The following is a 22,216-nucleotide window of genomic DNA, read 5'->3' as shown; positions in this document are numbered from 1 at the left end:
CCTTGCCCATCCCGGCGGTGTCGGCTAGACGTCGACTATGGGATTCGGTAAGCGAACCGCCATCGCCGTGCTCACACTCGCGTTGGTCACGCCGGTTCCGGCAACGGCCGAACCGGTGCACCGTTATATCGTGGTACTCAAGCAGGCCAACGAAATCGGTGCGGTGACCCATCGCCTCGCAGTTCGGGCCGAGCACACGTATCACACCGTTATCAGCGGTTTTTCGGCTTCGCTGAGCCAATCCCAGCTGCGCCGGGTGGCGGGCGACCAATCGGTGTCCTACGTGGTTCCGGACACCGAGGTGCACGCGCTCGGCGAGCAACTCGACCCGCCGTGGGCGCTTGACCGGATCGACCAGCGCGACCTGCCGGGAGACGGCAAGTACAAGTGGGAGTACGACGCGGCGAACGTGCACGCGTACGTGATCGACACAGGTATCCGAGCCACGCACACGGACATCAGCGGACGGGTCGGCGCCGGTGCCGACCTCGTCGAGAACGACGGAAACCCCGACGACGACAACGGACACGGCACGTTCATCGCCGGGATCATCGGCGGCACGAAGTTCGGCGTCGCCAAGAAGATCACCATCGTGCCGGTGAAGGTGCTCAACGCGAGCGGCTCGGGCAGCATGGCCACGGTCATCGCGGGCATCGACTGGGTGACCCGCAACGCCAGGAAACCGGCGGTCGCCAACATGAGCCTGGGCGGCGCGGCCAACCAGGCGCTCGACGACGCCGTGCGCCGGTCCATCGCGTCCGGCGTGACCTACGGCGTCGCCGCGGGCAGTTCCGCCGTCGACGCGAGCAACTTCTCCCCCGCCCGGGTCAAGGAAGCGATCACGACCGCGGCCACGAACGCCAACGACTGCGTGCACCCCTCGTCGAACTACGGCCCGCTGGTCGACCTGCACGCGCCCGGCGTGACCATCACCGGTATCTGGAACGCCTCCGACACCGCGACGCGGACGCTCTCCGGGACGTCCTTCTCCACGCCGCACGTGGTCGGCGGGGCCGGCCTGTACCTGGCCGAGAACCCCACCGCCACACCGGCCCAAGTGGAGGCCGCGCTGATCGCCCGCTCCACCAAGGACAAACTCTGCGGCCTGCGGCCGAACACGCCGAACCGGCTGCTCTACAGCCTGCCGTACTGAAGGCCCGGCTCGGTGTCCTCGCCTTCCTTGTGCACCACGACCGTGCTGACGACCTTGTCGTGCAGGCACTGGTACAGCGGCCGGTCCCAGCAGCACCACAACACGTTCAGCAGGCTGCCGAGCGGCACGATGCCGAACACGAACGTCATCAGATAACGACCGAGCGCCGCGCCGAATCCCGGGTAGTGCGCGGTGGACACCTTCACCACGCGGATGCCCATGATCAGCTTGCCGGGCGTTCCGCCCTTGGTGGCGATGAACACCGGGTCGTAGAGCAACGCGGCCAGGGCGATCACCACGGCCAGGACGATGCCGACGACGACCCCCGCGTCGCTCGGGGTACGCGTGCCGAACCCGTTGGTGATCCCCGCCAGCGCGACAGCGAGCCCGCCGACCACCACACCCAGGATCAGGGTGTCGAGCAACCTGGCCACCAGCCGCCTGCCGGGATTGGCCAGCACACGCACAGGTTGGGCCGGGTGGAAGCGCGCGCTCTGCGGGCCCGCCTCCGGCGGCAGGAACGTCGGCCCGCCCGGCTGGGAGTAGTACTGGTACGCAGGGTGTTGGTAGCCGGACTGCTGGTACGGCGGCGCCGTCGGGTACTGCTGGTACGGCTGCTGCAGTTGCTGGTACGGATCGCCTGGCGGTGGCGGTGGGTAGGTCACGCGAATCCCCCTCGCAGGGTCAGACCATCGGGGCGCACGGAGTGTAATCTCCCTGCTGCGCTAACCGCGTGTCGAGGGCGCTCAAGTGCTCTCGGCACAAGGAGTTCATCTTCGCTGTTCCTCCGCGTCCGCCAGCCGAACCGCACCGACCGTCCAGGCTGGACGCAGGCCCGCACACGCACTGTCCATGAAGGCCTGGCCCGCGGAGTCCGCACGCGGCGAGGATAGTCCGCCGTCCTTGATGTTTTCTTCCAGAACTTCCCGGGTGCCCCGGACGCCGGGAACGTCACACTGGATCGGCACCGGCCCCCGGAAAGCCGGGGGCCGGTCGGCCCGCTAGGCGGCCGACCCGACCGGGCGGGCGGTCGGTTCGGTCAGCAACTCGGCCATCCGTTCCCGGTAGGCGGCCACGTTGTCGAGCTTGATCTGCTCGTAGCCGCGGACCATGTCGGGCAGCTCGGCGATTTCCAGTGCCACCGCCTCGTCGCCACCGATCGCCTGCCGTACCGCGTCGCGGTACTCGCCGATCAGCTCGCGCTCGACCCGGCGGACGTGCGCGTAGCCGAAGACGTCCAGCTTGCCGCCCCGCAACCCGCGCATCGCGGCCAGCAGCCGGAACACCAGGCGGAACCAGCGGCCGAGGCTGAGCTTCCGCTTCATCCCCATGGCCCGCAGGACAGGCGGATGCAGCCGGTAGGACACCTTGGCGCCCACGCCGAACTGCTTCTCGACCGCGGACAGGTCCAGCGACAGCCGGGCGACTTCGTACTCGTCCTTGTACGCCATCAGCTTGTACAGATTGCGTGCGACGGCCTCAGCGACCCGTTCGGTCCCCGCTGACCGGATCTGCTCGACGAAGGTCGCGTACTCCGTGGCGTACCGCTCGTTCTGGTAGCCGATGAGATCCGAGACGCGCAGCCGTACCAGCCTCGCCAGCTCGGAGCCTGCCGGGGCGTTGACGATCCGGGCGATCCGGTCGGCCGACGGGTGCACCGGCGTCTGCACGGCGGGCGGAACCAGAAGCGCCTCAAGGGTTTGCGGGTCGGCCACGGCCTGACGGCCACGACGGAACGCCTGGAGGTTCCGCTCGACCGCCGTGCCGTTGAGGCGGATCGCCTGCTCGATGGCGTCCGCCGACAACGCGATCGCGCCGGTCTGGAACGCGGCACCGACCTGGAGGATGTTCGCGTACTGGGCGTCGTCGAACAATGCTTCGGCCAGCCCCTGCGCGTCCAGGTAGACCGTCCGGCGGGCGGCGGCGTCGATCACCGAGCGCACGTCGCCGGAGTCCGGATAGGACACGCTCGTGTCGACGATCATGCTCGCGGTGGGCACCTGCGTGGTCGACACGACCGCGGTCGTCCGGTCGGCGTCCGCCGCCGAAAGGTGTGCCGGGTCGGCCCCGACCAGAGCGTCACAGGCCAGGTACAGGTCCGCTTCACCGGCGGCGAGTTTGGGTGCCTGCTCGACCCGGTCCACGGTGACCTTGACGTCGGAGACGACCGCGCCGCCCTTCTGCGCGAGGCCGATCTGGTCCAGGGTGCGCACGTGCTTGCCGTCGATCGCGGCGGCCGTGCCGAGGATCTGCGACACGGTCACCACGCCGGTCCCGCCGATGCCGGTGATCCGGACCGCGAAGTCCTCGGCCGTCCGCACCGGTTCGGGCAGGTCGGCAGCGGCGATGTCCGGCAACTGGCGGTGTTCGGGCTTGCGGCCCGGGATGACCGTGAGGAACGAGGGGCAGTCGCCGGACAGGCACGCGTAGTCGACGTTGCACGAGGACTGGTGGATCTGGGTCTTGCGGCCGAACTCGGTGGCGACCGGCTGCACGGACAGGCAGTTGGACTTGGCGCCGCAGTCGCCGCAGCCCTCACACACCCGCTCGTTGATCATGACCTTCGCGGCCGGCGGCGCGACCTTGCCCCGGCGGCGCTTGCGCCGCTTCTCCGCCGCGCACTCCTGGTCGTGGATGAGCATGGTGACGCCGCTGATGGCGGCCAGTTCCTCCTGGCTGCGCAGCAGTTCGTCGCGGTGGCGGACCTCGACCCCGCGGGGCAACGGCAGTTTGCGGACCCGGTCCGGTTCGTCGCTGGTGATGATGATCTTGCGGACGCCTTCGACGAGCATCATCGAGGCGATCTTCTCGATCGGCAGCGCGCCGACCGCCTGCTGCCCGCCGGTCATCGCGACGGTCGAGTTGTGCAGCAGTTTGAACGTGATGTTCGCGCCCGCGGCCACCGCGGCCCGCACGGCGAGGCTGCCCGAGTGCATGAACGTGCCGTCGCCGATGTTCTGCACGAGGTGCTTCGACTCGACGAACGGGCTCATGCCGATCCACATGGCGCCCTCGCCGCCCATCTGCGTCACGCCCAGGACGTTGCCGACCTGCTCCGGCTCCATGAACAAGGCCATGGTGTGGCACCCGATCCCGGCACCGACCAGGGTGCCGTCCGGCACCTTCGTCGACGAGTTGTGCGGGCAGCCCGAGCAGAAGTACGGCGTGCGGGCCAGCAGCGGAACCGAGATCCGCTCCCGCTTGCGGCGCTGCTGCCACGCGCGGACCGACTCGGATGGCGGCATCCGCCGCGCCAGCGCGCCGCTGATCATCTCCGGGCTCAGTTCACCCGCCTGTGTCAGCAAGGTCCGGCCCTCGGGGTCCTGCTTGCCGTGCACCCGGGGCATGTCCGGCATGCCGTAGAGGATGTTCTTCACGGCCGTCTCGACGAACGCCCGCTTCTCCTCCACGACGATGATCTCGGAGAGCCCGGCGGCGAACTCGCGCACGATCCGCGGCTCGACCGGGTGGATGACACCGAGCTTGAGCACGCGGACCTGACCGGCCACGCCCAGCGCCCGCAGCGCCTGCTGAACGTCCAGGTAGGACTTCCCGGCCGTGATCACGCCGATGCCGGTGGTGCCGCGCTCGACGATCCGGTTCAGGCCACTGGCGCGCACGTACTCCGTCGCGAGCGGCAGGCGCGTGTCGAACAGGCTGCGTTCCAACGCGGCGAGCTGCGGGCCGAGCAACCGCGCGGACGGAACGTGCTTGTACGCGTTGTCCGGCAGGATCGGCGCTTTCCAGTCGTCCGGCAGGGTCACGGTTCCCGCGGCGTCGGCGACGTTCGCGACGATCTTCATCGACGACCACAGCCCGGTGGCCCTGGACAGTTCGACCGCGTGCAGGCCGTGCTCGAGGATGTCCTGCGAGTCGGCCGGGAAGAAGACCGGGATGGCCAGGTCGGCCAGGGCCAGTTCGGACGCGTTCGGCACGGTCGAGGACTTCGCGTTGGGGTCGTCGCCCACCAACGCGACCGCACCGCCACGCGGGTCCGTACCGGCGAGGTTCGCGTGCCGGAGGGCGTCGGTGGCCCGGTCGAGTCCGGGAGCCTTGCCGTACCACATGCCCATGACACCGTCGGGCCGCTGCGTGCCGACACTCGCGGCCAGCTGGGTGCCCATCACCGCGGTCGCGCCCAGCTCCTCGTTCAGCCCGGGCCGGTGGACGACGCCGAGCTCGTCGAGCAGCTTCTTGCGGCGGCCCAGTTCGAGGTCGAACCCGCCGAGCGGTGACCCGGAGTAGCCGGACACGAAGGCCGCGGTGGTGCGTCCCATCCGGCGGTCGTGCCGGATCCGGTCGAGCAGCACCCGCACCAATGCCTGAATGCCGGTCAGGTAGGCAGAACCGGCATCACGGACATAGCGGTCTTCAAGAGTGAAGGTCATCGAGGCCTCCCTGGCACGCGTGTTGCGCACACCACACAACGACATCCGGCGTCATGCAACAACCGTGGCACCGTGCCGCGGAAAAGACGCAAAAAAGTCGCCCCGGAACCGCCGTGAGCCTCGAACTTTTTGCGCACCGCGTACAGTCTGCGGCCATGACTGTCCAGCTGGACCCCACCGACCACGAGATCTTGGCGCTGCTGCGCCAGGATGCCCGCCGGACGCTGTCGGACATCGCCGGCCGGGTCTCGTTGTCGATCGCGGCGGTCAAACGCCGGATCGACCGGCTGCAGGAGAGTGGCGTGATCCTGGGCTACACGGTGCAGGTCGACCACGCCAAACTCGGCTGGGGCATCGAGGCGTTCACGGAGCTGCGGTTCGCGGGCACCACCAACGTGGCCGAGATCGTGCAGACGACCACGGCGATGCCGGAGACGCAGGCGGTGTTCACCATCGCGGGCGACCCGGACGCGTTGATCTGGCTGCGCGTCCGCGACCTGGCCCACCTCCAGGAGCGCATCGACGAGATCCGCCGCAGCCACCGCGTCACCGGCACCAAGACGCTGATCGTGCTGGACGCGTGGTCCAGGGACCAGCAGCGCTGGCCCAGCCGCGGGCCGGACGACAACGGGACACATCCATGAGAGCGCTCTCAGACGCGGCGCGGTGCCTGGGAATCCGAAGTGCGTACGCCAGAAGCCGCCCCGACGGCCGTCCGCCGGGGCAGGCGTCGACCTGTCGCTACTGCTGATCCCCGGAGGCACACACCAGTTCGTAGACGAACTTGGCGTTCTCGGCGCTGATCCGGGTTTCCTCCATCGCGAACGGACGGCCGTCCGGTGCCGCCGCGATCCGTTGGGCGACCAGCATGGGTGTGGCGTCCGGTATCCGCAGCCGCGTGGCGTCTTCGCGCGGCGGCATCATGGCCCGGATTCCTTCCCGCCAGATGACCTCATATCCGGCGGCCGCCAGAATGCTGTACAGCTCGGTCGGGGTCCGGTAGGCCGGGCCACCGAGCCTGCGCACGTCGTTGACAGTGTCGAACGGCAGGTACAGCCGGTGGAACATCCGGCGGCCCTGCCCGTCGTCGAGCAGTTGGTCGTAGACGAACACGTCGGTGCCTTCGCGGACCCCGATCATCAGCGCCAGGCCGGCTGTGGCCCGTACGCGCTCGTGTGTCGGTTCGTCGACGATGTCCCATTGGTAGCCTTCGAGATCCAGGTCGAAGTAGTCCGGCGATCCACTGCCCGGTTTGGCCTCGTCGACGATCTTGCGTGGATGGGAGCGCACGACCCATTCGGGCCGGACGCGGACGACGGCTCCTTTGCCGTGGTGGACCGAGATCAGTCCTTCGGCTTTCAACATGGTGATGGCATCGCGCACCGGCGTCCGCGACACGGTGAACCGTTCCATCAACTGCGTCTCACTGGGAAGCATGCTGCCGGAGGGATACCGGCCCGCCATGATCTCGTGCCGCAGGACGCCGGCGATCATGTCCTTCTTCTTCACCAGCTCGCTCCCGCCGGACGATTCACCCGAGCGCTCGGCGAAACGAACGACTGGAACACGAAAACAGCCATACAGCAGACCACTGTCGTGAGTATCCCCAGCCGGATGACCGGGACCCATGTGGGGGCGTGCAGCGCCCGGTCGATCAGCCAGATCGGGCGCATCGGACGGCCCGGCGCCCGAGTCCGGTCCGATGACCTGCGCGAATCACCGGTCGCACCGGAGACCAGGAAATCCGTCCAACGAGGGACGGATTCGTCTGGATTCCGTGGTTGACCTGGCCCTATAATGGGCATGTCCTTGTTTCCCTTCTTGTGTCATCAGCGATACCGCAGGAAGCCAGGGCGACGCGGCTCGCTGCTGGCACAGCGAGCCGCCCCTGTATGCGCCTCCCGAACCACCAATGCACGTGAGTTCGCATGTCAGCGCACTGCCAAATTGAAGCAGGTCCCCATTCGACGTCGCAAGGACACCTATCCGGAGTGCCCAAAAGGCCGATAAGCGGTGGTTTTCACGCGACGAACGGCAACCGGGCACCGTCAAGCTGATCGACCGACTCCACTATTCAGGATTCGCAATTCAAGACCCACCGGCCGCCAGGTCGCCCGATACAGTGAACACGAAAGTGGTAACCGGTCGACGAAACGGCGCACAACGGTGGTCCTTTCGGAACGACAGGCCCGATCGGGTGGCGAAGTGACACCAACGACGTCCTGGCCGGCGTCCCAGGAGTGACGTACGGGGCCGAGAACTCGTCATGATGACTCGTCCCATTTCGAGGGGACCGTCCAAGCCTCGCGGGAACACGAATAACCGGTCACGAATCAATGCCGCCGAAATGCGGGAACGTCTCCATCGGCCACGAACCGGCCACGACCGCCGGCCCGCGGCATGAAGCTTGAGCGCACCGTGGTGAACGCCGAAAATACCGAGCGCGCCCGGCGCCGGTGGGTCACACTGCCTGCCGTGTCGACTCAGGTGATCGTGCTCAACGGCGGCTCCAGTTCGGGCAAGTCCGGCATCGCCCGGTGTTTGCAGAGCATCCTGCCTGATCCCTGGCTGACTTTCGGCGTGGACTCGCTGATCGAGGCGATGCCGCGGTCGTCGGCGGTCGTCATCGGCCCGGACGGGGAGGTGAGCGCCGGCCCGGACTTCCGCGCGCTCGAGGACGCCTGGATCCAGGGTGTCGCCGCGATGGCCCGCGCGGGCGCGCGGATCATCGTCGACGAGGTGTTCCTCGGCGGCGCGGAGTCCCAAGGACGGTGGCTGACGGCGTTGGCGGGACTGCACGTGCTGTGGGTCGGCGTCCGTTGCGACAGCGAGGTCGCCGCGGGCCGCGAGATGGCGCGCGGTGACCGGGTCCGTGGAATGGCGGCGAAACAGGCGGAACTGGTCCACCAGGGCGTGCGCTACGACCTCGAAGTCGACACCACGGCCACCGAGGCCGTGCGGTGCGCGCGGACCATCGCCGCATTCTTGACCACTCGTTCCAGTTAGGTTACCGTGACGGCGTGGCCAGGACCAAGGAGTTCGACCCGGACGCGGCTTTGCGTGCCGCACTGGACTTGTTCTGGCGCAAGGGATACGAAGCCACGTCCATCCAGGACCTGGTCGACCGTCTGGGGATCGGCCGGGCCAGTCTGTACGCCACCTTCGGCACCAAGCACGATCTGTACCTGCGCGCCCTGGACCGCTACAGCGAGGAGATGAACGGCAAGGCCGCGTCCGCCCTGTTCCCCGAAGGCGACGCCCTGGCCGCGGTGAAGCAGCTGATCAGGTCGTTCGCCGAGGACGCCGAAACGGACCCGGACCGCAAAGGCTGTTTTGTCACCAACACGGCCATCGAGTGCCTGCCCCACGACGAACTCGCCGCCCGCCGGGTGGACATCGGGCTCGGCGGCCTGGAATCGGCCATCGCGGGCGCTCTCGTCCGCGCGCGGAACCAGGGCGAGCTCAGCGGCGACAAGGACCCGTACTCCCTTGCCCGGTTCCTGATCACGTTCGTGCAGGGCATCCGCGTGATCGCCAAACGGCCCGACCGGCAACGGCTGACCGACGCCGTTGATCACGCGCTGTCCCTGCTCGACTAGTTTCACGCCCTTATATTGGAACGTTCGATCTGGAATGGATCAGTCATGTCTGACGCCGAACTGGCCGCATCCCTGGGGTTCCGCAGTGAGTACGCGGACGTCAACGGAACCCGTCTGCACTACGTGATCGGCGGTGCGGGCGACCCGCTCGTCCTGATGGGCGGCTGGCCGCACACGTGGTGGGAGTTCCACAAGGTGATGCGGCCGCTGGCCGAGCACTACCGCGTGATCGTGGTGGACATCCGCGGCATGGGCGCGTCCGCCAAGCCGGAAACGGGCTACGACAAGAAGACCATGGCCCGCGACATCCACGAACTGGTGCGGTCACTCGGCTACGAGCGGGTGGACGTCGCCGGGACCGACATCGGTGCCATGGTGGCGCACAGCCTGGCCGCGAACCACCCCGATGTCGTCGGCAGACTGGCGCTGCTGGACATCCCGCACCCGGAGGAGAGCCTGTACGCGCTCACCATGCTGCCGCAGGATCACCAGCCGTTCCTCTGGTGGTTCGCGTTCAACCAGCTCACCGACCTCCCGCAGATCCTGCTGGAGGGCCGGGTCCGGCCGCTGATCGACCACCTCTGCGACATGATGCTGGTCGACAAGGATGCGATCAGTGACGCCGACCGCGAGATCTACACCAGGGCCTACGACTCCCCGGACGCGATCCGCGCGTCGAACGGCTGGTACCAGACCTTCGGGCAGGACATCCGCGACGAGAAGACCTACGCCCCGCTGACGTTGCCCGTGCTCGGCATCGCCTCCGAGGACAACCCGTTCCTGGAACCGGCGCTGCGCAAGCAGACCGCCGGCTTCCGGTTCGAGCGGATCACCGGCGCCGGGCACTACCTCGTCGAGGAGAAGCCGGACGAGGTAGTGGCCCACCTGGTGAAGTTCTTCGGTTAGTCCACCAACGCCCCGGCAGCCGCGGTGCCGGGGATGGTGTCGAACTTCTCCGGGTCGATCCGGTCGACCGCGCCGGTGCTCACGTCGGCGATCATCCGGTTCAGCCCGGCGACCACCGCACGGGTGAAGCGCTCACGGTGTTGCTGGCCAAGGGTTTGCGTCTGGCCACGGACCTCGAACAGCACGGTTCCGGTGCCGTTCAACGCGAACGAGCAGCGAGCCTGACCGGGCAGGTCACGGTCGGGCGCATGGGGATAACGAGCGCCGACGTACCCGCCTTCGGTCATCCCGTTGTAGGCGCTGATCGCCAGCTGCCGTGATTCGTCCTTTGTGTACACGTCACGGTACTTCGCGTACTTCTGGCCGTCCTCGAAGAACCGGTCGGGCAACGGCGGGTAGTCCACCGCCACGTCGAGCAACTTGTCGCTGCCCGCCTGCCGGACACACGCGCCCTGGTGATGCAGGTCGACGTAGACGTCAGGGACCTTGCCCCGTTCTGCCTTCAGGTCCAGGTAGATCTGGCGCAGGGCCCTGGCCTCCGGCGTGATGAACCAGCCGGGCCGGTCCGGCGACCCGGGCACGTCCGCGGCCTGCGGGACGTAGTCCAGTTCGGGGTGGAAGTCGCGGTTGACGTCGAACCCGGGCCGGGTGCGGTAGTCGTCGCCCTGCACCTCGCCGGAGATGTAGTTCCACGCGAGTGGACGGCCGGCCAGCTGCGGGAACGTCTGCTGCACCTCGGTCCACGACAGGTCGTTGCCGCGACGGTCGAGTTCGGCGCCGTCCGGATTGAGCTTGGGCACCGCGACGAACGTGATCGTCGCGCGTAACCGTTTGGCGTGCGCGGATTCCGACGTGCCGAGGAAGTCCAGGATGCGCAGCAGCGCGTCGGTCCCGGTCTTCTCGTTGCCGTGGATCTCGCTGCTGACGACCATCACTTTCGGACCCGTGCCGACGGTCACCCGGTGGATCGCGCGGCCCCGGGTGGACCGGCCCGCTGTCTCGACCTTCAGCCTGCCCTTGCTGACCCGTTGCAGCCTGCCCAGTTCGACCTGGAGTTCACGGTAGTCGGTGAACTCGTGGATCGGCAGGTCACGGGGATCGTCGCTACAGGGTCTGGCCTGAACCTCCGGCCGCGCGACCGCGGCAACCGGGCTGACCAGGCCCAATCCCACGCTCGCGATGACTGCGCCGACCAAGGGGCCAACAGGAACCCGCACGAATGCCTCCCAGTGTGGTGGACAAAAGCCAACGTACTTCGGTGCCATCGTGTTCGGTTAGGCCGATCGGCCCAGATTCGGCGGCCGTCCCCGGGGGTACTCGGTTCCCTATGAGAATCGGTGTGCTCGACATCGGCTCGAACTCCGCGCAGTTACAGGTGATCGATGCCCGCGCCGGCGCTCCCCCGCTCCCCGCGCACTGCGTGAAGGAACCGACGTTGCTGGCCGAGGCGATCGGCGCGGACGGCGCCATCGACGCCGAAGGCGTGCGGCGGGTCGCCGACGCGGTGTCCCGTGCGGTGGATTTCGCGTACCGGTACTCGGTCGACCAGCTCTACCCGTTCGTCACCTCGGCGATCAGGGACGCCACCAACCGCGCCGAGGTCCTCGAACGGATCCAGCAGGCGGCCGCGATCACGCCGCAGTACCTGTCCGGCGAGCAGGAGGCCAGGCTGACGTACGTCGCGGCGCACCGCTGGTACGGCTGGTCGGCGGGGCGCCTGCTGGTGCTGGACATCGGCGGCGGCTCGATGGAGATCGTGCTCGGCCGGGACGCCGAGCCGGACCTCGCCGTCTCGCTGCCGCTCGGCGCCGGCCGGGTGACCCGCCGGTTCCTGCCCGACGACCCGCCGACCGCCAAACAGCTCAAAGCGGCCCGGAGACACATCCGCGACACGCTCAGCGAGGTGGTCGACCGGTTGCGGTGGGAAGGTGACCCACGGCGCGTGGTCGCGACGTCGAAGACGTTCAAGCAACTGGCCCGGCTCACCGGCGCGGCTCCGCAGCGTAAAGGCCCGTTCGTCCGGCGCACACTGTGCGTGACCGACCTCGCGCGGTGGATTCCCCGGCTGGCCCGCCGCACCGCGGCCGAACGGGCCCGGCTCAGGGGCGTCTCGGCGTCCCGCGCCCGGCAGATCCTCGCCGGGGCGATGGTCGCGCACGACACCATGGTGACGCTGGACATCGATTCGGTGGAGATCTGCCCGTGGGCGCTGCGGGAGGGGATCATGCTGCAACACCTGGCCGGCATGGTCGGCGACACCGTGTCCCTGCCGCTGCAGCCGTTGACCCGCAACGGGCGCGTGATCGAGTTGCGGGACCACGCCTGAGTGGGTACCCCACTGTGGAGCAGGAGGTGGAGATGGCGACTGACAAGCCGAAACACGTGGTCGAGGAGATCGTCGGCAAGATCAAGGAGGAGTGGGGCGAGTACACCGGCAACGAGGCGCTGCGGGTGGAAGGCGAGGCCGAGGCCGAACAGGCCAAAGAGGACATCAGGCGGTCGGACGAATGATCCGCCGGGCGAACGGGTAAGCGGTAGTCATGGCGCGTGCGATCTGGAGCGGGGCGATCAGTTTCGGGCTGGTCAGCATCCCGGTGGAGCTCTACAGCGCGACCTCGGACCACACCGTCCACTTCAACCAGTTCGAGCGCGGGACGTCCGACCGGATCCGCTACAAGCGGGTCAACGAACGGACCGGCAAGGAAGTGGAGTTCGGCGACATCGTCAAGGGCCGGGAGGTCGGTGACGGCGAGTTCGTGCTGGTCGAGCCGGACGAACTGGCCGACATCGCCCCCGGCCGGTCGCGCACGATCGACATCGAGGCCTTTGTGGACCTCGACGAGATCGACCCGATCTTCTACCAAAAGACGTACTGGCTGGCACCGGCCAAGAAGGAGTACGCCAAGCCGTACGCCCTGCTGGCCAAGGCGATGACCGAGAGCAACCGTGCCGGGGTCGCCACGTTTGTCATGCGCGGCAAGCAGTACCTGACGGCGGTCCGCGCCCGTGACGGGATCATGGCGCTGGAGACGATGTACTTCGCCGACGAGATCAGGGACCCCGGCGAGATCACCGAGACCGTCAAGGGAGCGAAGGCCGCGCAGGGCAAGGAGCTCAAGATGGCCACGGCGCTGATCGAGTCGATGAGCGAGAAGTGGCAGCCCGAGGACTACCGCGACACGTACACCGACAAGGTGAACAAGCTGATCGAGGACAAGGCCAAGGGCAACGAGATCGTCGCCGAGGCCGAGCCGCCGCAGGCCACCGAGGTCACCGACCTGATGGAGGCCCTGCGCCGCAGCGTCGAGTCCACCCACGGCCGCAAGCGGGAACCAGCCGGGGAGAAGTCCCCGGAGCAGGGCAAGCGCAAGGCCAAGGAGCCCGGCCTCGCCGGGCTGAGCAAGGCGGAACTGGACGAACGCGCCCGTGACCTGCACATCCGTGGCCGGTCGAAGATGAACCGGGCCGAACTCGAGAAGGCGATCGCGAAGGCATCATGAGCACCGTCGCACCACTCCCCCAGGACCGGGCAGGCGCCCCGATGTACGCCGTCGTCACCGGCGGCGACTCGGGGATCGGCAAGGCCGTCGCCGTCGCACTCGCGGGCGGTGGCGTCGACGTCGGCATCACGTACCACGAGGACGCGGAAGGCATTGAGGACACCGCGAAGCAGATCCGGGAACGCGGTGCCCGGGCGGCGGTCCGCAGACTCGACCTGACCGACCTGCCCACGTCGACCGCGGTGATCGACGAACTCGCCGGCGAACTGGGCGGCGTGGACGTCCTGGTGAACTGCGCGGGCACGGGCAGCAGCGAACTCGTGATGGACATGGACTACGAGAAGTGGCGCCAGGTCATCTCGGTCGACCTGGACGGCGCGTTCCTGTGTTCCCAGCGAGCCGCGCGGCACATGATCGCCGCGGGCCGTGGCGGCCGGATCATCAACATCACCAGCGTGCACGAACACGCGCCGCGCATCGGCGCGGCACCGTACTGCGCGGCCAAAGCAGGGCTCGGTGCGTTGACCAAGGTGCTCGCCCTGGAGCTGGCCGAACACGCGATCACGGTGAACTCCGTGGCACCAGGCGAAATCTCGACGCCGATGACCGGCCAGGAGGACGTCGACCCGCGAACCGAGCCGCGGCCGGGAGTCCCGCTCGGCAGGCCGGGGCACGCCGGGGAAGTGGCCGCGGTGGTCGCCTTCCTCGCCACACCGGCGGCCGGATACGTCACCGGATCGTCCTATGTGGTCGATGGCGGAATGCTGCTGATGGGCCCGCAGGCGAGCCAGCTGGTGCGCGACGACGGCTGGCGTACACCGTAAGGTTTCCGGACCGGTACTGCCGGTAACACTGCACATATGATCGGACAATTGCGAAGTGTGGTGTTCGACTGCAAGCAACCGGCCGAACTCGCGGGCTTCTACGCCGAGCTGATCGGCGGGGCGGTGCGGAAGGAAGACCCCACCTGGGTCGTGGTGGTCGATCCGAGCGGCCGGAGGCTGGCGTTCCAGCTGTCGCCCGAGCACGAACCGCCCGCGTTCCCCGATCCGCACGGTTCGCAGCAAGTCCACCTGGACATCCGGGTGGACGATCCCGACGAGGCCGAGCGCAAGGTCCTCGAACTGGGAGCGACCCGCGTGACGGGTTACGACGCGGAGAACCAGTTCCGGGTCTTCCGCGACCCGGCTGGTCACACGTTCTGCCTGGTCTACGGCATCCAGGCGGACCCGAGCGGGTCAGGAGCCTGACGGCGTCCCGATCGGCCGCAGCGCGGTGCGGATGGTCTCCTCGGCGAACGCCACGGCGACCGAGGCCGCGCCGGACCGGCCCATCGCGGCCCCGTTGGCCTTCACCCCGTCGATGATCAGCAGCAGCCGGTCCGCCAGCGTCCGCGGATCGGCTGCGCCCGCCCGCTTCGCGAGGTCGAACAGGCTGTCCCGGATGAACTCGAGGTTCCGGGTGGCCGCCCGGTTCACCGGGTGATCAGGTTCGGGGAACTCGGCGTGCGTGTTGTAGATCGTGCAGCCCCGGAATCCCGGCGCGGTGGCGTTCTCGGCGATCCGGGAGACGATGCCCAGCAACTGGTCCGCCGGTGCCTCGATCCGCTCGGCGACCGCGCGCAGATCGAGCAACCAGGCCTGCTTGCCCCGCTCGACGTAGGCGGCGACCAGGTCGTCCTTGGTCTGGAACTCGCGGTAGAGCAGGTTCTTCCCGCAGCCCACCTCGTCGATGATCTGCTGCATGCCGACGGCGTGCACACCGTGGGCGTCGAACAGCCGGCATGCGGTCTCCAGGATTCGCTCCCTGGCTCCCGGATCGGGCTTTCTCGGCATAACCCCAGGATACCAGCCACGGACCGGCCGGTCCGCCTCGACGCCGTGTCCACCATTCCGACACCCCGTGTCCACCATTCCGGCACCCCGAGTCGCACTTTCCGACACCCCGAGCCGCACTTTCCGGCTTCACGAAATCGCGCCAGGCACCGGCGTGCGATCTCGCGGTGCCGCAACGGGTGTTTCGGGGTGCCGCAACGGGTGTTTCGGGGTGCTGGTGTGGTGGACACGGTTGACACGGGGTCGCCGACCCGAGCAGGATGTGGACCGAGCGGTCCGGGACCGATCGGTCCGCAACTTCGGGAGGTTTCAGGTGGATCTCAGGCTGGCGGGGAAGACCGCTGTCGTCACGGGCGGCAGCAAGGGGATCGGGCTCGACGTGGTGCGCGTCCTGCTCGGCGAGGGCGTCAAGGTCGTCAGCGGGTCGCGGACGATCACCCCCGGGCTCAAGGAGACCGGCGCCTACGCCGTCACCGTCGATCTGTCCACTCCGGACGGTCCGCGGCGGCTGATCGACGAGGCGGTCGAGCACTTCGGCGGAATCGACGTCCTGATCAACAACGTCGGCATCGGCGACAGCGACACCCTGGTCGACGGGGCGACCCAGACGCTGCTCACACTGCCGGACAACGCCTGGCAGGACGCCTTGGACCTGCACTTCTACAGCGCCCTGCGGGCGACGAGGGCCGCGTTGCCGAGCCTGATCGAGCGCAAGGGCGTCGTGGTCAACGTGTCGTCGATCGGAGCACGGATCGTCGGCACGGGACCGGCCAACTACAACGTCTCCAAGATCGCGCTGAACGCGTTGACCAAGATCACCGCGGAACAGTTCGGCGCGCAGGGCGTCCGGGCCGTCACCGTCTCCCCCGGCCCGGTCGAGACCGGCGTGTGGACCGACGAGGACGGATTCGTCAGCAAGGTCGCGAAGATCCAGGGCACCACGCACGAGGAGTTCCGGCGGCAGTTCCTCGACCAACTGGGCGCCGCGACCGGGCGCGTCAGCACGGCGGAGGAAGTCGCTCGGCTGATCGTGTTCGCCGCGTCGCCCAACAACATCACCGGGGCGGACTTCCTGATCGACGGCGGAGTGGTCAAGGCCGCCTGACGTTGCCCGGGACCACGGCCCCGCACTGAGGCACTCGTGGGCGGGTCGCTCGCGACCCGCCCACGAGGTTGACTTCAAGTGAACTTGAACTTCTACCGTTGACGCATGACGTTTCTGGTGACCGGAGCGACAGGCAATGCCGGGCGGCGGGTGGTCGAGCACCTGCTGCGCAAGGGAGAACGGGTGCGGGCGCTGACACGGCATCCGGAGAAGGCCGGCCTCCCCGGCGAGGTCGAGGTCGTCGCCGGTGACCTCACCGACCCGTCGACGCTGGACTTCCGTGGTGTCACGGGAATCCATCTGCTCACGATCGGCGGGGACGACTACGCGACGCTGCGGACCGGCCCGGACATCGTCGACCTGGCGGCCAGGCAAGGGGTCCGGAAGGTGGTCACTCTGTGGAACGGCCGGCGCGGACCGGTCGAGGAGGCGGTGGAGAACTCCGGTCTGGAGTGGACACACATCGAGCCGGTGGACTTCATGAGCAACTCGTTGCACTGGGCGGACGCGGTAAGGACGAACGGCAAGGTGGAGGAACCGTTCGCGGACAGCCTGAACGCGGTCGTGCACGAGTCTGACGTCGGCGCGGTCGCGGCAACACTCCTGGTCGAGGACGGGCATGCGGGCAAGCGCTACTCGCTGACCGGGCCGGAGGCGTTGTCACCGCGCGCGAAGCTGGAGATCATCGGGCAGGTGATCGGGAAGGACCTCGAGTTCGTCGAGCTCACCGAGGCACAGGCAAGGCAACGGTGGCGCAGGGCCGGGCATGCCGACGAGATGATCGAGGTGCTTGTCGCCTGGCAGAGCAACCCGCCCGCGGAGGCGTACACGGTGACCAGCACGGTTGAGGACGTCACCGGCCGGCCGCCGAAGTCCTTCCGGCAATGGGCCGAGGAGAACGCCGACCGGTTCCGTTAGCGGCAGAGGCCGGAGAGGTCCCTGCGGAATCCCGGTCCGGCGCCGGACGATCCGGGCCGTGCGCCGCCCTGGCCCGCCGCGTCGCCATCGACAGGCACAACCGGCACGCACACGGCCACCACTCCCCCGCTATCCCGCGAGAACGCCTGGTCGGCCTGTTCCCGAGTGATCGGGATCAACGGCTGACCGGTGCCCCGTTTCGCCAGACCGCGGAAATCCCGCGCAGGGCGGTGATGTCCGTGGTCGGGTCGCCGTCGACCAGCACGAGGTCGGCACGCAGGCCTGGCTTGACGCGGCCGCGGTCCGTGAAGCCGTAGACGCCCGCGGGAGTCGCGGTCGCGGCGGTCAGCGCCTCCCGCGGCGTCAGCCCGGCTCTGACGAGCAGTTCCAGCTCCACCAGCAGGCTGACGCCGTGCGCGATGCCCGGAATACCGGAATCCGTTCCCGCGGTGATCGGCACGCCCGCGTCGTGCAGGATTTTGACGTTGCGCGACACAGTGCGCAGCCCAGGCCGCTCGAAGCCCCACGGCGTCTCCAAGAACGCACGCTGGGTCGCGGAAATGTACGGCGCCACCCGCGGGTCCCGCACCACCGCGTTCGAAGCCGGGTTCGCCGCGGACTCCAGAGCACTCCACAAAGTCAGCGTCGGATTGACGAACGCGCCCGATCGCCGGGCCAAAGCCACGGTGTCGGCCGACGCCACCTCGTCGCTGAACAGGTGCACCAGCCCTGTGACGCCTGCGCGCAACCCCTGGCGCGCCATACTTTGCCTGGTCGCGTGCGCGACGGCGGGCATGCCGAGCCGCTTGGCCGCGGCCACCAGCTGGGTCGTCTGGTCCGCGGACAGCACCGGGATCGGCTGCTGCGTCACCAGATGCACGTCTTCCAGCGCGAGCTTCAGGTGATCCGATCCCTCGGCCCGCCGAGCGGCGACGAACTCCGCCGGCACCGTGCCCGGCTCCACCAAGGGGAATGTCTGCCCGGAGTCGGTTCCCCAGCCGCCGGGCACCGTCGCCCACCAGCCCGCCGTCCACAGGTCTGAGTTCGCCGTCGGCGCGTAGGACCGGCGCTGCTGCTGGAACGGGCCGTGCACAGCCGGGTTGCTGACCATGTCCAGTTCCGTGGTGACGCCGAACCGCGGCGCGTCCGTGCGGACCGGGCCGGTGTGGTGCACGTGTCCGTCGATCAGGCCGGGCAGCAGCGTTTTGCCATGGCCGTCAACGACTCGCAGGCCCGCGGGGACCGCGCCACGGTCGATCACCGCCACGATCCGGCCGGCCGCGACCACGACATGACCCCGGTCGATCACACGCTTTCCGTCGAAGATCCGGACGTTGGTGATGACGAAGGCCTCCGTGGCGGCGGATGCCTCACCGGCACCGAACGCCAGCGCACCCGACACCACCGCGCCGGCGGTGAGAACCGCACGGCGGCTGACTTTCGGCACGGGAACAACATGGGACAAGCACATCTTTCCACCCCCGGTCGGTAGATGTCCCACGCTACTCCTTCACCGGGGCAGTTTGACCACCGTGAGGAAAAAGTCGTCGATCTGCCGGACAGCGCCGACGAACCGGTCGAAGTCCACCGGTTTGCTGACGTACGCGTTGGCGTGCAACTGATAGCTGCGCAGGATGTCCTCTTCGGCCTCCGAGGTGGTCAGGATGACGACCGGGATGGTCCGCAGGTTCTCGCTGCTCTTGAGCTCCGCCAGCACTTCCTGGCCGTTCTTGCGCGGCAGGTTGAGGTCGAGCAGGATCAGGCCCGGCCGCGGCGCGTCCTCGTACGGCGCCTCGTTGCGCACGAACCGCATCGCTTCGACGCCGTCGCTGACCACGTGCAGTGTGTTGTGGACCTTGTGGTGCGCCAACGCTTCCTGGGTCATCAGCACGTCACCGGGATCGTCCTCGACCAGCAGGATGTCGATCGGCGCCAGCGGGTCAGCCATGGTCTTCCTCCCTCAGGGGCAGGGTGAAACGGAAGGTCGTGCGGACTTCGCCGGCCGAGGTGTCCAGCCAGATCCGCCCACCGTGGTACTCGACGATCTTCCGGGCCATCGCCAGGCCGATCCCGGTGCCCGGATAGGCCGACCGGGGGTGCAGCCGCTGGAAGATCACGAAGATCCGTTCCGCGTACTCGGGCTCGATCCCGATCCCGTTGTCGGTGACCGAGAACATCCACTCCGTGCACCGGCGTTCCGCTTCGATGTGAACGCGGGGCGCCTGGTCGCCGCGGAACTTGATGGCGTTGCCGATCAGGTTCTGCGTCATCGTGGTCAGCAGCGATTCCTCGCCGCGGACCGACGGCAGCGCGGAAACCGTGATCTCCGCACCGGTCTGCTCGATCACGGCTTCCAGATTGCCGATCGCGGTGCGGACCACCGACGCCATGTCGACGTCGGTGAACGCGCCGGTGCGGTGGCCGACGCGGGAGAACGCCAGCAGGTCGTTGATCAGCACCTGCATCCGGGCGGCACCGTCCACAGCGAACTCGATGTACTGCTCGCCGCGCTCGTCCAGCCGGCCATGGTAACGCCGCTGGAGCAGCTGGCAGAAGCTGGTCACCTTGCGCAGCGGCTCCTGCAGGTCGTGCGAGGCCACGTAGGCGAACTGCTCGAGGTCCGAATTGGACCGTTGCAGCTCGGTGGTCCGCCTGTCCAGCAGAGCCACCTCGTCGACCAGGCGCTGCCGCAGGGCTTCCACGTCCTTGGCCAGTTCCCGCAGCTCGTGCGGCCCGTGCCCGGCCGGGACGTGCCGGGTGATGTCGTCGGTCGCCGCCCTGACGTGTCCGGCCAGCCCGAGGATCGGCCGCGCGACCCGGCGGTGGAATCCCATCGCCAGCATGACGAACAGAATCACCAGCAGCGCGACGATGACACCGAACGCCACTGCCAGCAGCGTGGCCAAGCGCTGCAACGTGTCGCGATCAGCCTCCCGGGCGGCGGTGAGGTTGACACGTTGGGCGTCCAGGCTCGCGCGTACCGCGTCGAACTGGACGTTCGCCGCGTCCGCGAGAGTCCGCTCACCGGGTGACGTGATCATCCGTTCGGCCGTCTCCTGCCACTGCGCGGCCTTGGCCAGCACGGTGTCCAGGTCCTCGCCCGCCGCGGTGCCCGGGACGGCACCGAGCCTGCGCATCTCCGCCACGGCCTTGTCCTGCTGTGCGCGTCCGTCCCGGTAGGGCGTCAGGAACTCCGGACGACCGGCCAGGAGGAATCCGCGCAGGCCGGTCTCCTGGTCGAGCAGGGACGTCTCCAGGTCGCGTTGCTGGATCAGCTCCGGATCGGTCTGGTCGACCAACCGGCCGCGCGCCTCGCCCAGCCGCGTCAAGCCGATCACGCCGCCCGCGACCGCGGCGCCGAGCATCACCGCCTCGACGAGAATCAGCAGCAGCACCCATCGGCGCAGGGTGTTCATCGGGGATCGTGGTGGCTCAACAGGGCGAGCGCCACGTCGTCGTCGAGCGGGCCCTGGTTGAGGTCCACGACCGCGGCGATCAGCCGGTCGAGCACGTCACCCGGCCGCGCCCGCCAGTCCGGGTGCCGCCGCAGGTCTTCGAGCAGCAGTCGCGCCATGTTCTCGTGCCCGAGCCGGTCGGTCCGGCCCTTGACCTTCCCCTCGAACACGCCGTCGGTGTAGAGCAACAGCGACCAGCCGGGCCGCAATGGCACGTCGACCGACTCCCAGGTGGCGTCCGGAAGCAGGCCGAGCGGAACACCCAAGTGGTCCATCGGCAGCAACCGTCCGGACGCACCTTCGATCAGCAGTGGCGGCGGATGCCCGGCCAGCCGCATCCGCAGCGACCGCCGGTCAGCCGCGACGGTGATCGCGCACAGCGTGACAAAGCTGTGGTTGATCCGTTCGTGGTGCAGCACGATCTCGATGGTGCGCAGGATTTCGCTGGTCGGCAGGCCCGCCACCACCAGGGAACGCCACGCGATGCGCACGGCGACACCGAGCGCCGCCTCATCCGGGCCGTGCCCGCTGACGTCCCCGATGACGACGTGCAGCGTCCGGTCCGGCATTTCGACGGCGTCGTAGAAATCCCCGCCCAGCACCGATTCACCGCGACCAGGCCGGTACCGGGCGACGAGTTTCATGGCCGGGTCGGTCAGCAGCGGCACGGGCAGCAGACCACGTTCGAGCCGCCGGTTGCCGTCCGACAACAACCGCTGCTGCAACAACTGCCGCTCGGCTTCTTCGGCCCGCTTGCGCGCCCAGGCGTATCGCAGCGCCTTGACCAGCAACCGGCCATCCACTTGGTCTTTGACCAGGTAGTCCTGCGCGCCCGCGGCGACCGCGGCGATACCGACCGCCTCGTCACGCTGTCCCGTCAGCACGACCACCGCCGTGCCCGGGGAGTGTTGTGTGAGTTCGCGTACCGCCGTCAGGCCGATCGCGTCGGGCAGTTGCAGGTCCAGCAGGACGCAGTCGACCTGCACGGGCATGGTCAGCGCACGGGCAAGAGTCTCCACTCGATGCAGGACGACGTGCTCAGCGAGGTCTTCGAGCATTTCGGCGACCAGGAACGCATCGCCGTCGTCGTCCTCGACGAGCAGCACTCGCAACGGCTGACCCGTCTTCGACGGTGCGTCCAGAACGTCCACTCCCGGCTCTCCGGTCAGACTCGAACTGGTCTCTACCGGCGATCATCTTACGGTTCCGGACGATACGCCAGCCGATCGCCGGGCCGACCGCCCAGTACCTGGTCAAGCGTGGCGAACCGGAGGGCGCTCCGGGCACCGCCGAGTTCACAATGGACACACTGGCCCCAGGACCATCGCCCGCCGATACCACCAGCGACGCGCCGAGC

21 protein-coding genes are annotated in these 22,216 nt (G+C 68.4%); 12 read left to right on the top strand and 9 right to left on the bottom strand.

From position 1 onward, the window contains the following. The first annotated feature begins 37 nt into the window (after window positions 1-37). On the top strand, window positions 38-1,153 hold the full coding sequence (locus tag GC106_RS00435) for a S8 family peptidase (RefSeq protein WP_173123141.1): 1,116 nt from the start codon (window positions 38-40) through the stop codon (window positions 1,151-1,153). On the opposite strand, the gene GC106_RS47425 is transcribed toward GC106_RS00435, so the two are convergent. Then, complete coding sequence (locus GC106_RS47425; protein WP_173123139.1) at window positions 1,135-1,818, bottom strand: RDD family protein; 684 nt, start codon at window positions 1,816-1,818, stop codon at window positions 1,135-1,137. The genes GC106_RS00435 and GC106_RS47425 overlap by 19 nt on opposite strands. 336 nt (window positions 1,819-2,154) lie before the next feature. Then, window positions 2,155-5,586 (bottom strand): indolepyruvate ferredoxin oxidoreductase family protein, encoded by a 3,432-nt coding sequence (locus GC106_RS00425; RefSeq protein ID WP_173123136.1) that lies wholly within the window; start codon window positions 5,584-5,586, stop codon window positions 2,155-2,157. A gap of 110 nt (window positions 5,587-5,696) precedes the next feature. On the opposite strand from GC106_RS00425, the gene GC106_RS00420 reads away from it, so the two are divergent. After that, on the top strand, window positions 5,697-6,185 hold the full coding sequence (locus GC106_RS00420; protein WP_173123134.1) for an Lrp/AsnC family transcriptional regulator: 489 nt from the start codon (window positions 5,697-5,699) through the stop codon (window positions 6,183-6,185). A gap of 97 nt (window positions 6,186-6,282) precedes the next feature. On the opposite strand, the gene GC106_RS00415 is transcribed toward GC106_RS00420, so the two are convergent. Then, window positions 6,283-7,050 (bottom strand): GntR family transcriptional regulator, encoded by a 768-nt coding sequence (locus GC106_RS00415; RefSeq protein ID WP_173123132.1) that lies wholly within the window; start codon window positions 7,048-7,050, stop codon window positions 6,283-6,285. A gap of 966 nt (window positions 7,051-8,016) precedes the next feature. Here GC106_RS00415 and cpt point away from each other — a divergent pair. The 3 genes from cpt to GC106_RS00400 are packed head-to-tail and all read left to right on the top strand — an operon-like array spanning window position 8,017 to window position 10,046. Then, window positions 8,017-8,547: a chloramphenicol phosphotransferase CPT gene (cpt, locus tag GC106_RS00410; RefSeq protein WP_312872329.1), complete on the top strand. Its 531-nt coding sequence runs from the start codon at window positions 8,017-8,019 to the stop codon at window positions 8,545-8,547. A 14-nt stretch (window positions 8,548-8,561) separates the two neighbouring features. Continuing rightward, window positions 8,562-9,140: a TetR/AcrR family transcriptional regulator gene (locus GC106_RS00405; protein WP_173123130.1), complete on the top strand. Its 579-nt coding sequence runs from the start codon at window positions 8,562-8,564 to the stop codon at window positions 9,138-9,140. Between the two features lie 45 nt (window positions 9,141-9,185). Then, window positions 9,186-10,046, top strand: a complete 861-nt coding sequence (locus GC106_RS00400; protein ID WP_173123128.1) for an alpha/beta fold hydrolase — start codon at window positions 9,186-9,188, stop codon at window positions 10,044-10,046. Here the strand turns inward: GC106_RS00400 and GC106_RS00395 are convergent. Further along, entirely contained in the window at window positions 10,043-11,263 is a 1,221-nt protein-coding gene (locus GC106_RS00395; RefSeq protein WP_312872328.1) for a M14 family zinc carboxypeptidase, read from the bottom strand. The two genes, GC106_RS00400 and GC106_RS00395, sit on opposite strands and share 4 nt — an antisense overlap. 110 nt (window positions 11,264-11,373) lie before the next feature. Between GC106_RS00395 and GC106_RS00390 the strand changes: the two genes are divergently transcribed. The 5 genes from GC106_RS00390 to GC106_RS00370 are packed head-to-tail and all read left to right on the top strand — an operon-like array spanning window position 11,374 to window position 14,796. Continuing rightward, window positions 11,374-12,372 (top strand): Ppx/GppA family phosphatase, encoded by a 999-nt coding sequence (locus tag GC106_RS00390; protein ID WP_173123124.1) that lies wholly within the window; start codon window positions 11,374-11,376, stop codon window positions 12,370-12,372. A 32-nt stretch (window positions 12,373-12,404) separates the two neighbouring features. Then, window positions 12,405-12,557: a CsbD family protein gene (locus tag GC106_RS00385; protein ID WP_173123122.1), complete on the top strand. Its 153-nt coding sequence runs from the start codon at window positions 12,405-12,407 to the stop codon at window positions 12,555-12,557. A gap of 29 nt (window positions 12,558-12,586) precedes the next feature. After that, window positions 12,587-13,546 (top strand): non-homologous end joining protein Ku, encoded by a 960-nt coding sequence (gene ku, locus GC106_RS00380; protein WP_173123120.1) that lies wholly within the window; start codon window positions 12,587-12,589, stop codon window positions 13,544-13,546. Further along, on the top strand, window positions 13,543-14,370 hold the full coding sequence (locus tag GC106_RS00375) for an SDR family oxidoreductase (protein ID WP_173123118.1): 828 nt from the start codon (window positions 13,543-13,545) through the stop codon (window positions 14,368-14,370). The genes ku and GC106_RS00375 overlap by 4 nt, the downstream gene beginning before the upstream one ends. Window positions 14,371-14,427: 57 nt before the next feature. Then, window positions 14,428-14,796 carry a VOC family protein gene (locus tag GC106_RS00370; protein ID WP_312872411.1) on the top strand — a complete coding sequence of 123 codons (369 nt, stop codon included), beginning with the start codon at window positions 14,428-14,430 and terminating at the stop codon, window positions 14,794-14,796. Here GC106_RS00370 and GC106_RS00365 read toward each other — a convergent pair. Next, window positions 14,785-15,381 carry a TetR/AcrR family transcriptional regulator gene (locus tag GC106_RS00365; protein ID WP_173123114.1) on the bottom strand — a complete coding sequence of 199 codons (597 nt, stop codon included), beginning with the start codon at window positions 15,379-15,381 and terminating at the stop codon, window positions 14,785-14,787. The genes GC106_RS00370 and GC106_RS00365 overlap by 12 nt on opposite strands. Window positions 15,382-15,694: 313 nt before the next feature. Between GC106_RS00365 and GC106_RS00360 the strand changes: the two genes are divergently transcribed. Both GC106_RS00360 and GC106_RS00355 read left to right on the top strand, forming a co-directional pair. Beyond that, window positions 15,695-16,486 carry an SDR family NAD(P)-dependent oxidoreductase gene (locus GC106_RS00360; RefSeq protein ID WP_173123112.1) on the top strand — a complete coding sequence of 264 codons (792 nt, stop codon included), beginning with the start codon at window positions 15,695-15,697 and terminating at the stop codon, window positions 16,484-16,486. Between the two features lie 105 nt (window positions 16,487-16,591). Next, window positions 16,592-17,404: an NmrA family NAD(P)-binding protein gene (locus GC106_RS00355; RefSeq protein WP_173123110.1), complete on the top strand. Its 813-nt coding sequence runs from the start codon at window positions 16,592-16,594 to the stop codon at window positions 17,402-17,404. A 175-nt stretch (window positions 17,405-17,579) separates the two neighbouring features. Here GC106_RS00355 and GC106_RS47420 read toward each other — a convergent pair whose 3' ends face one another. The 4 genes from GC106_RS47420 to GC106_RS00335 all read right to left on the bottom strand — a co-directional run bounded on the left by GC106_RS47420 (window position 17,580) and on the right by GC106_RS00335 (window position 22,010). Then, window positions 17,580-18,851, bottom strand: a complete 1,272-nt coding sequence (locus GC106_RS47420) for an amidohydrolase family protein (protein ID WP_173123108.1) — start codon at window positions 18,849-18,851, stop codon at window positions 17,580-17,582. Window positions 18,852-18,914: 63 nt separating this feature from the next. Beyond that, the gene (locus GC106_RS00345) at window positions 18,915-19,352 is read right to left on the bottom strand and encodes a response regulator (protein ID WP_173123106.1); all 438 of its coding nucleotides are present in this window, start codon (window positions 19,350-19,352) and stop codon (window positions 18,915-18,917) included. Next, window positions 19,345-20,820, bottom strand: a complete 1,476-nt coding sequence (locus tag GC106_RS00340; RefSeq protein ID WP_173123104.1) for a sensor histidine kinase — start codon at window positions 20,818-20,820, stop codon at window positions 19,345-19,347. The genes GC106_RS00345 and GC106_RS00340 overlap by 8 nt, the downstream gene beginning before the upstream one ends. Next, window positions 20,817-22,010 (bottom strand): PP2C family protein-serine/threonine phosphatase, encoded by a 1,194-nt coding sequence (locus tag GC106_RS00335; RefSeq protein ID WP_312872327.1) that lies wholly within the window; start codon window positions 22,008-22,010, stop codon window positions 20,817-20,819. Before GC106_RS00335 ends, GC106_RS00340 begins: the two co-directional genes overlap by 4 nt. Between the last annotated feature and the right edge of the window lie 206 nt (window positions 22,011-22,216).

The sequence above is a fragment of the Kibdelosporangium persicum genome, from assembly GCF_013280595.1.
Classification (GTDB): domain Bacteria; phylum Actinomycetota; class Actinomycetes; order Mycobacteriales; family Pseudonocardiaceae; genus Kibdelosporangium; species Kibdelosporangium persicum.
Note: the sequence above shows the minus strand (reverse complement) of the source record. Positions and strands in the feature narration are given on the sequence as shown.

What these genes read in the sequence shown, in the direction of transcription:
- GC106_RS00365 (WP_173123114.1), bottom strand. Translation starts at nt 15,381, where the DNA reads ATGCCGAGAAAGCCCGATCCGGGAGCCAGGGAGCGAATCCTGGAGACC.
- GC106_RS00435 (WP_173123141.1), top strand. Translation starts at nt 38, where the DNA reads ATGGGATTCGGTAAGCGAACCGCCATCGCCGTGCTCACACTCGCGTTG.
- ku (WP_173123120.1), top strand. Translation starts at nt 12,587, where the DNA reads ATGGCGCGTGCGATCTGGAGCGGGGCGATCAGTTTCGGGCTGGTCAGC.
- GC106_RS00355 (WP_173123110.1), top strand. Translation starts at nt 16,592, where the DNA reads ATGACGTTTCTGGTGACCGGAGCGACAGGCAATGCCGGGCGGCGGGTG.
- GC106_RS00345 (WP_173123106.1), bottom strand. Translation starts at nt 19,352, where the DNA reads ATGGCTGACCCGCTGGCGCCGATCGACATCCTGCTGGTCGAGGACGAT.
- GC106_RS00375 (WP_173123118.1), top strand. Translation starts at nt 13,543, where the DNA reads ATGAGCACCGTCGCACCACTCCCCCAGGACCGGGCAGGCGCCCCGATG.
- GC106_RS00390 (WP_173123124.1), top strand. Translation starts at nt 11,374, where the DNA reads ATGAGAATCGGTGTGCTCGACATCGGCTCGAACTCCGCGCAGTTACAG.
- GC106_RS00340 (WP_173123104.1), bottom strand. Translation starts at nt 20,820, where the DNA reads ATGAACACCCTGCGCCGATGGGTGCTGCTGCTGATTCTCGTCGAGGCG.
- GC106_RS00425 (WP_173123136.1), bottom strand. Translation starts at nt 5,586, where the DNA reads ATGTCGTTGTGTGGTGTGCGCAACACGCGTGCCAGGGAGGCCTCGATG.
- GC106_RS00400 (WP_173123128.1), top strand. Translation starts at nt 9,186, where the DNA reads ATGTCTGACGCCGAACTGGCCGCATCCCTGGGGTTCCGCAGTGAGTAC.
- GC106_RS00385 (WP_173123122.1), top strand. Translation starts at nt 12,405, where the DNA reads ATGGCGACTGACAAGCCGAAACACGTGGTCGAGGAGATCGTCGGCAAG.
- GC106_RS00420 (WP_173123134.1), top strand. Translation starts at nt 5,697, where the DNA reads ATGACTGTCCAGCTGGACCCCACCGACCACGAGATCTTGGCGCTGCTG.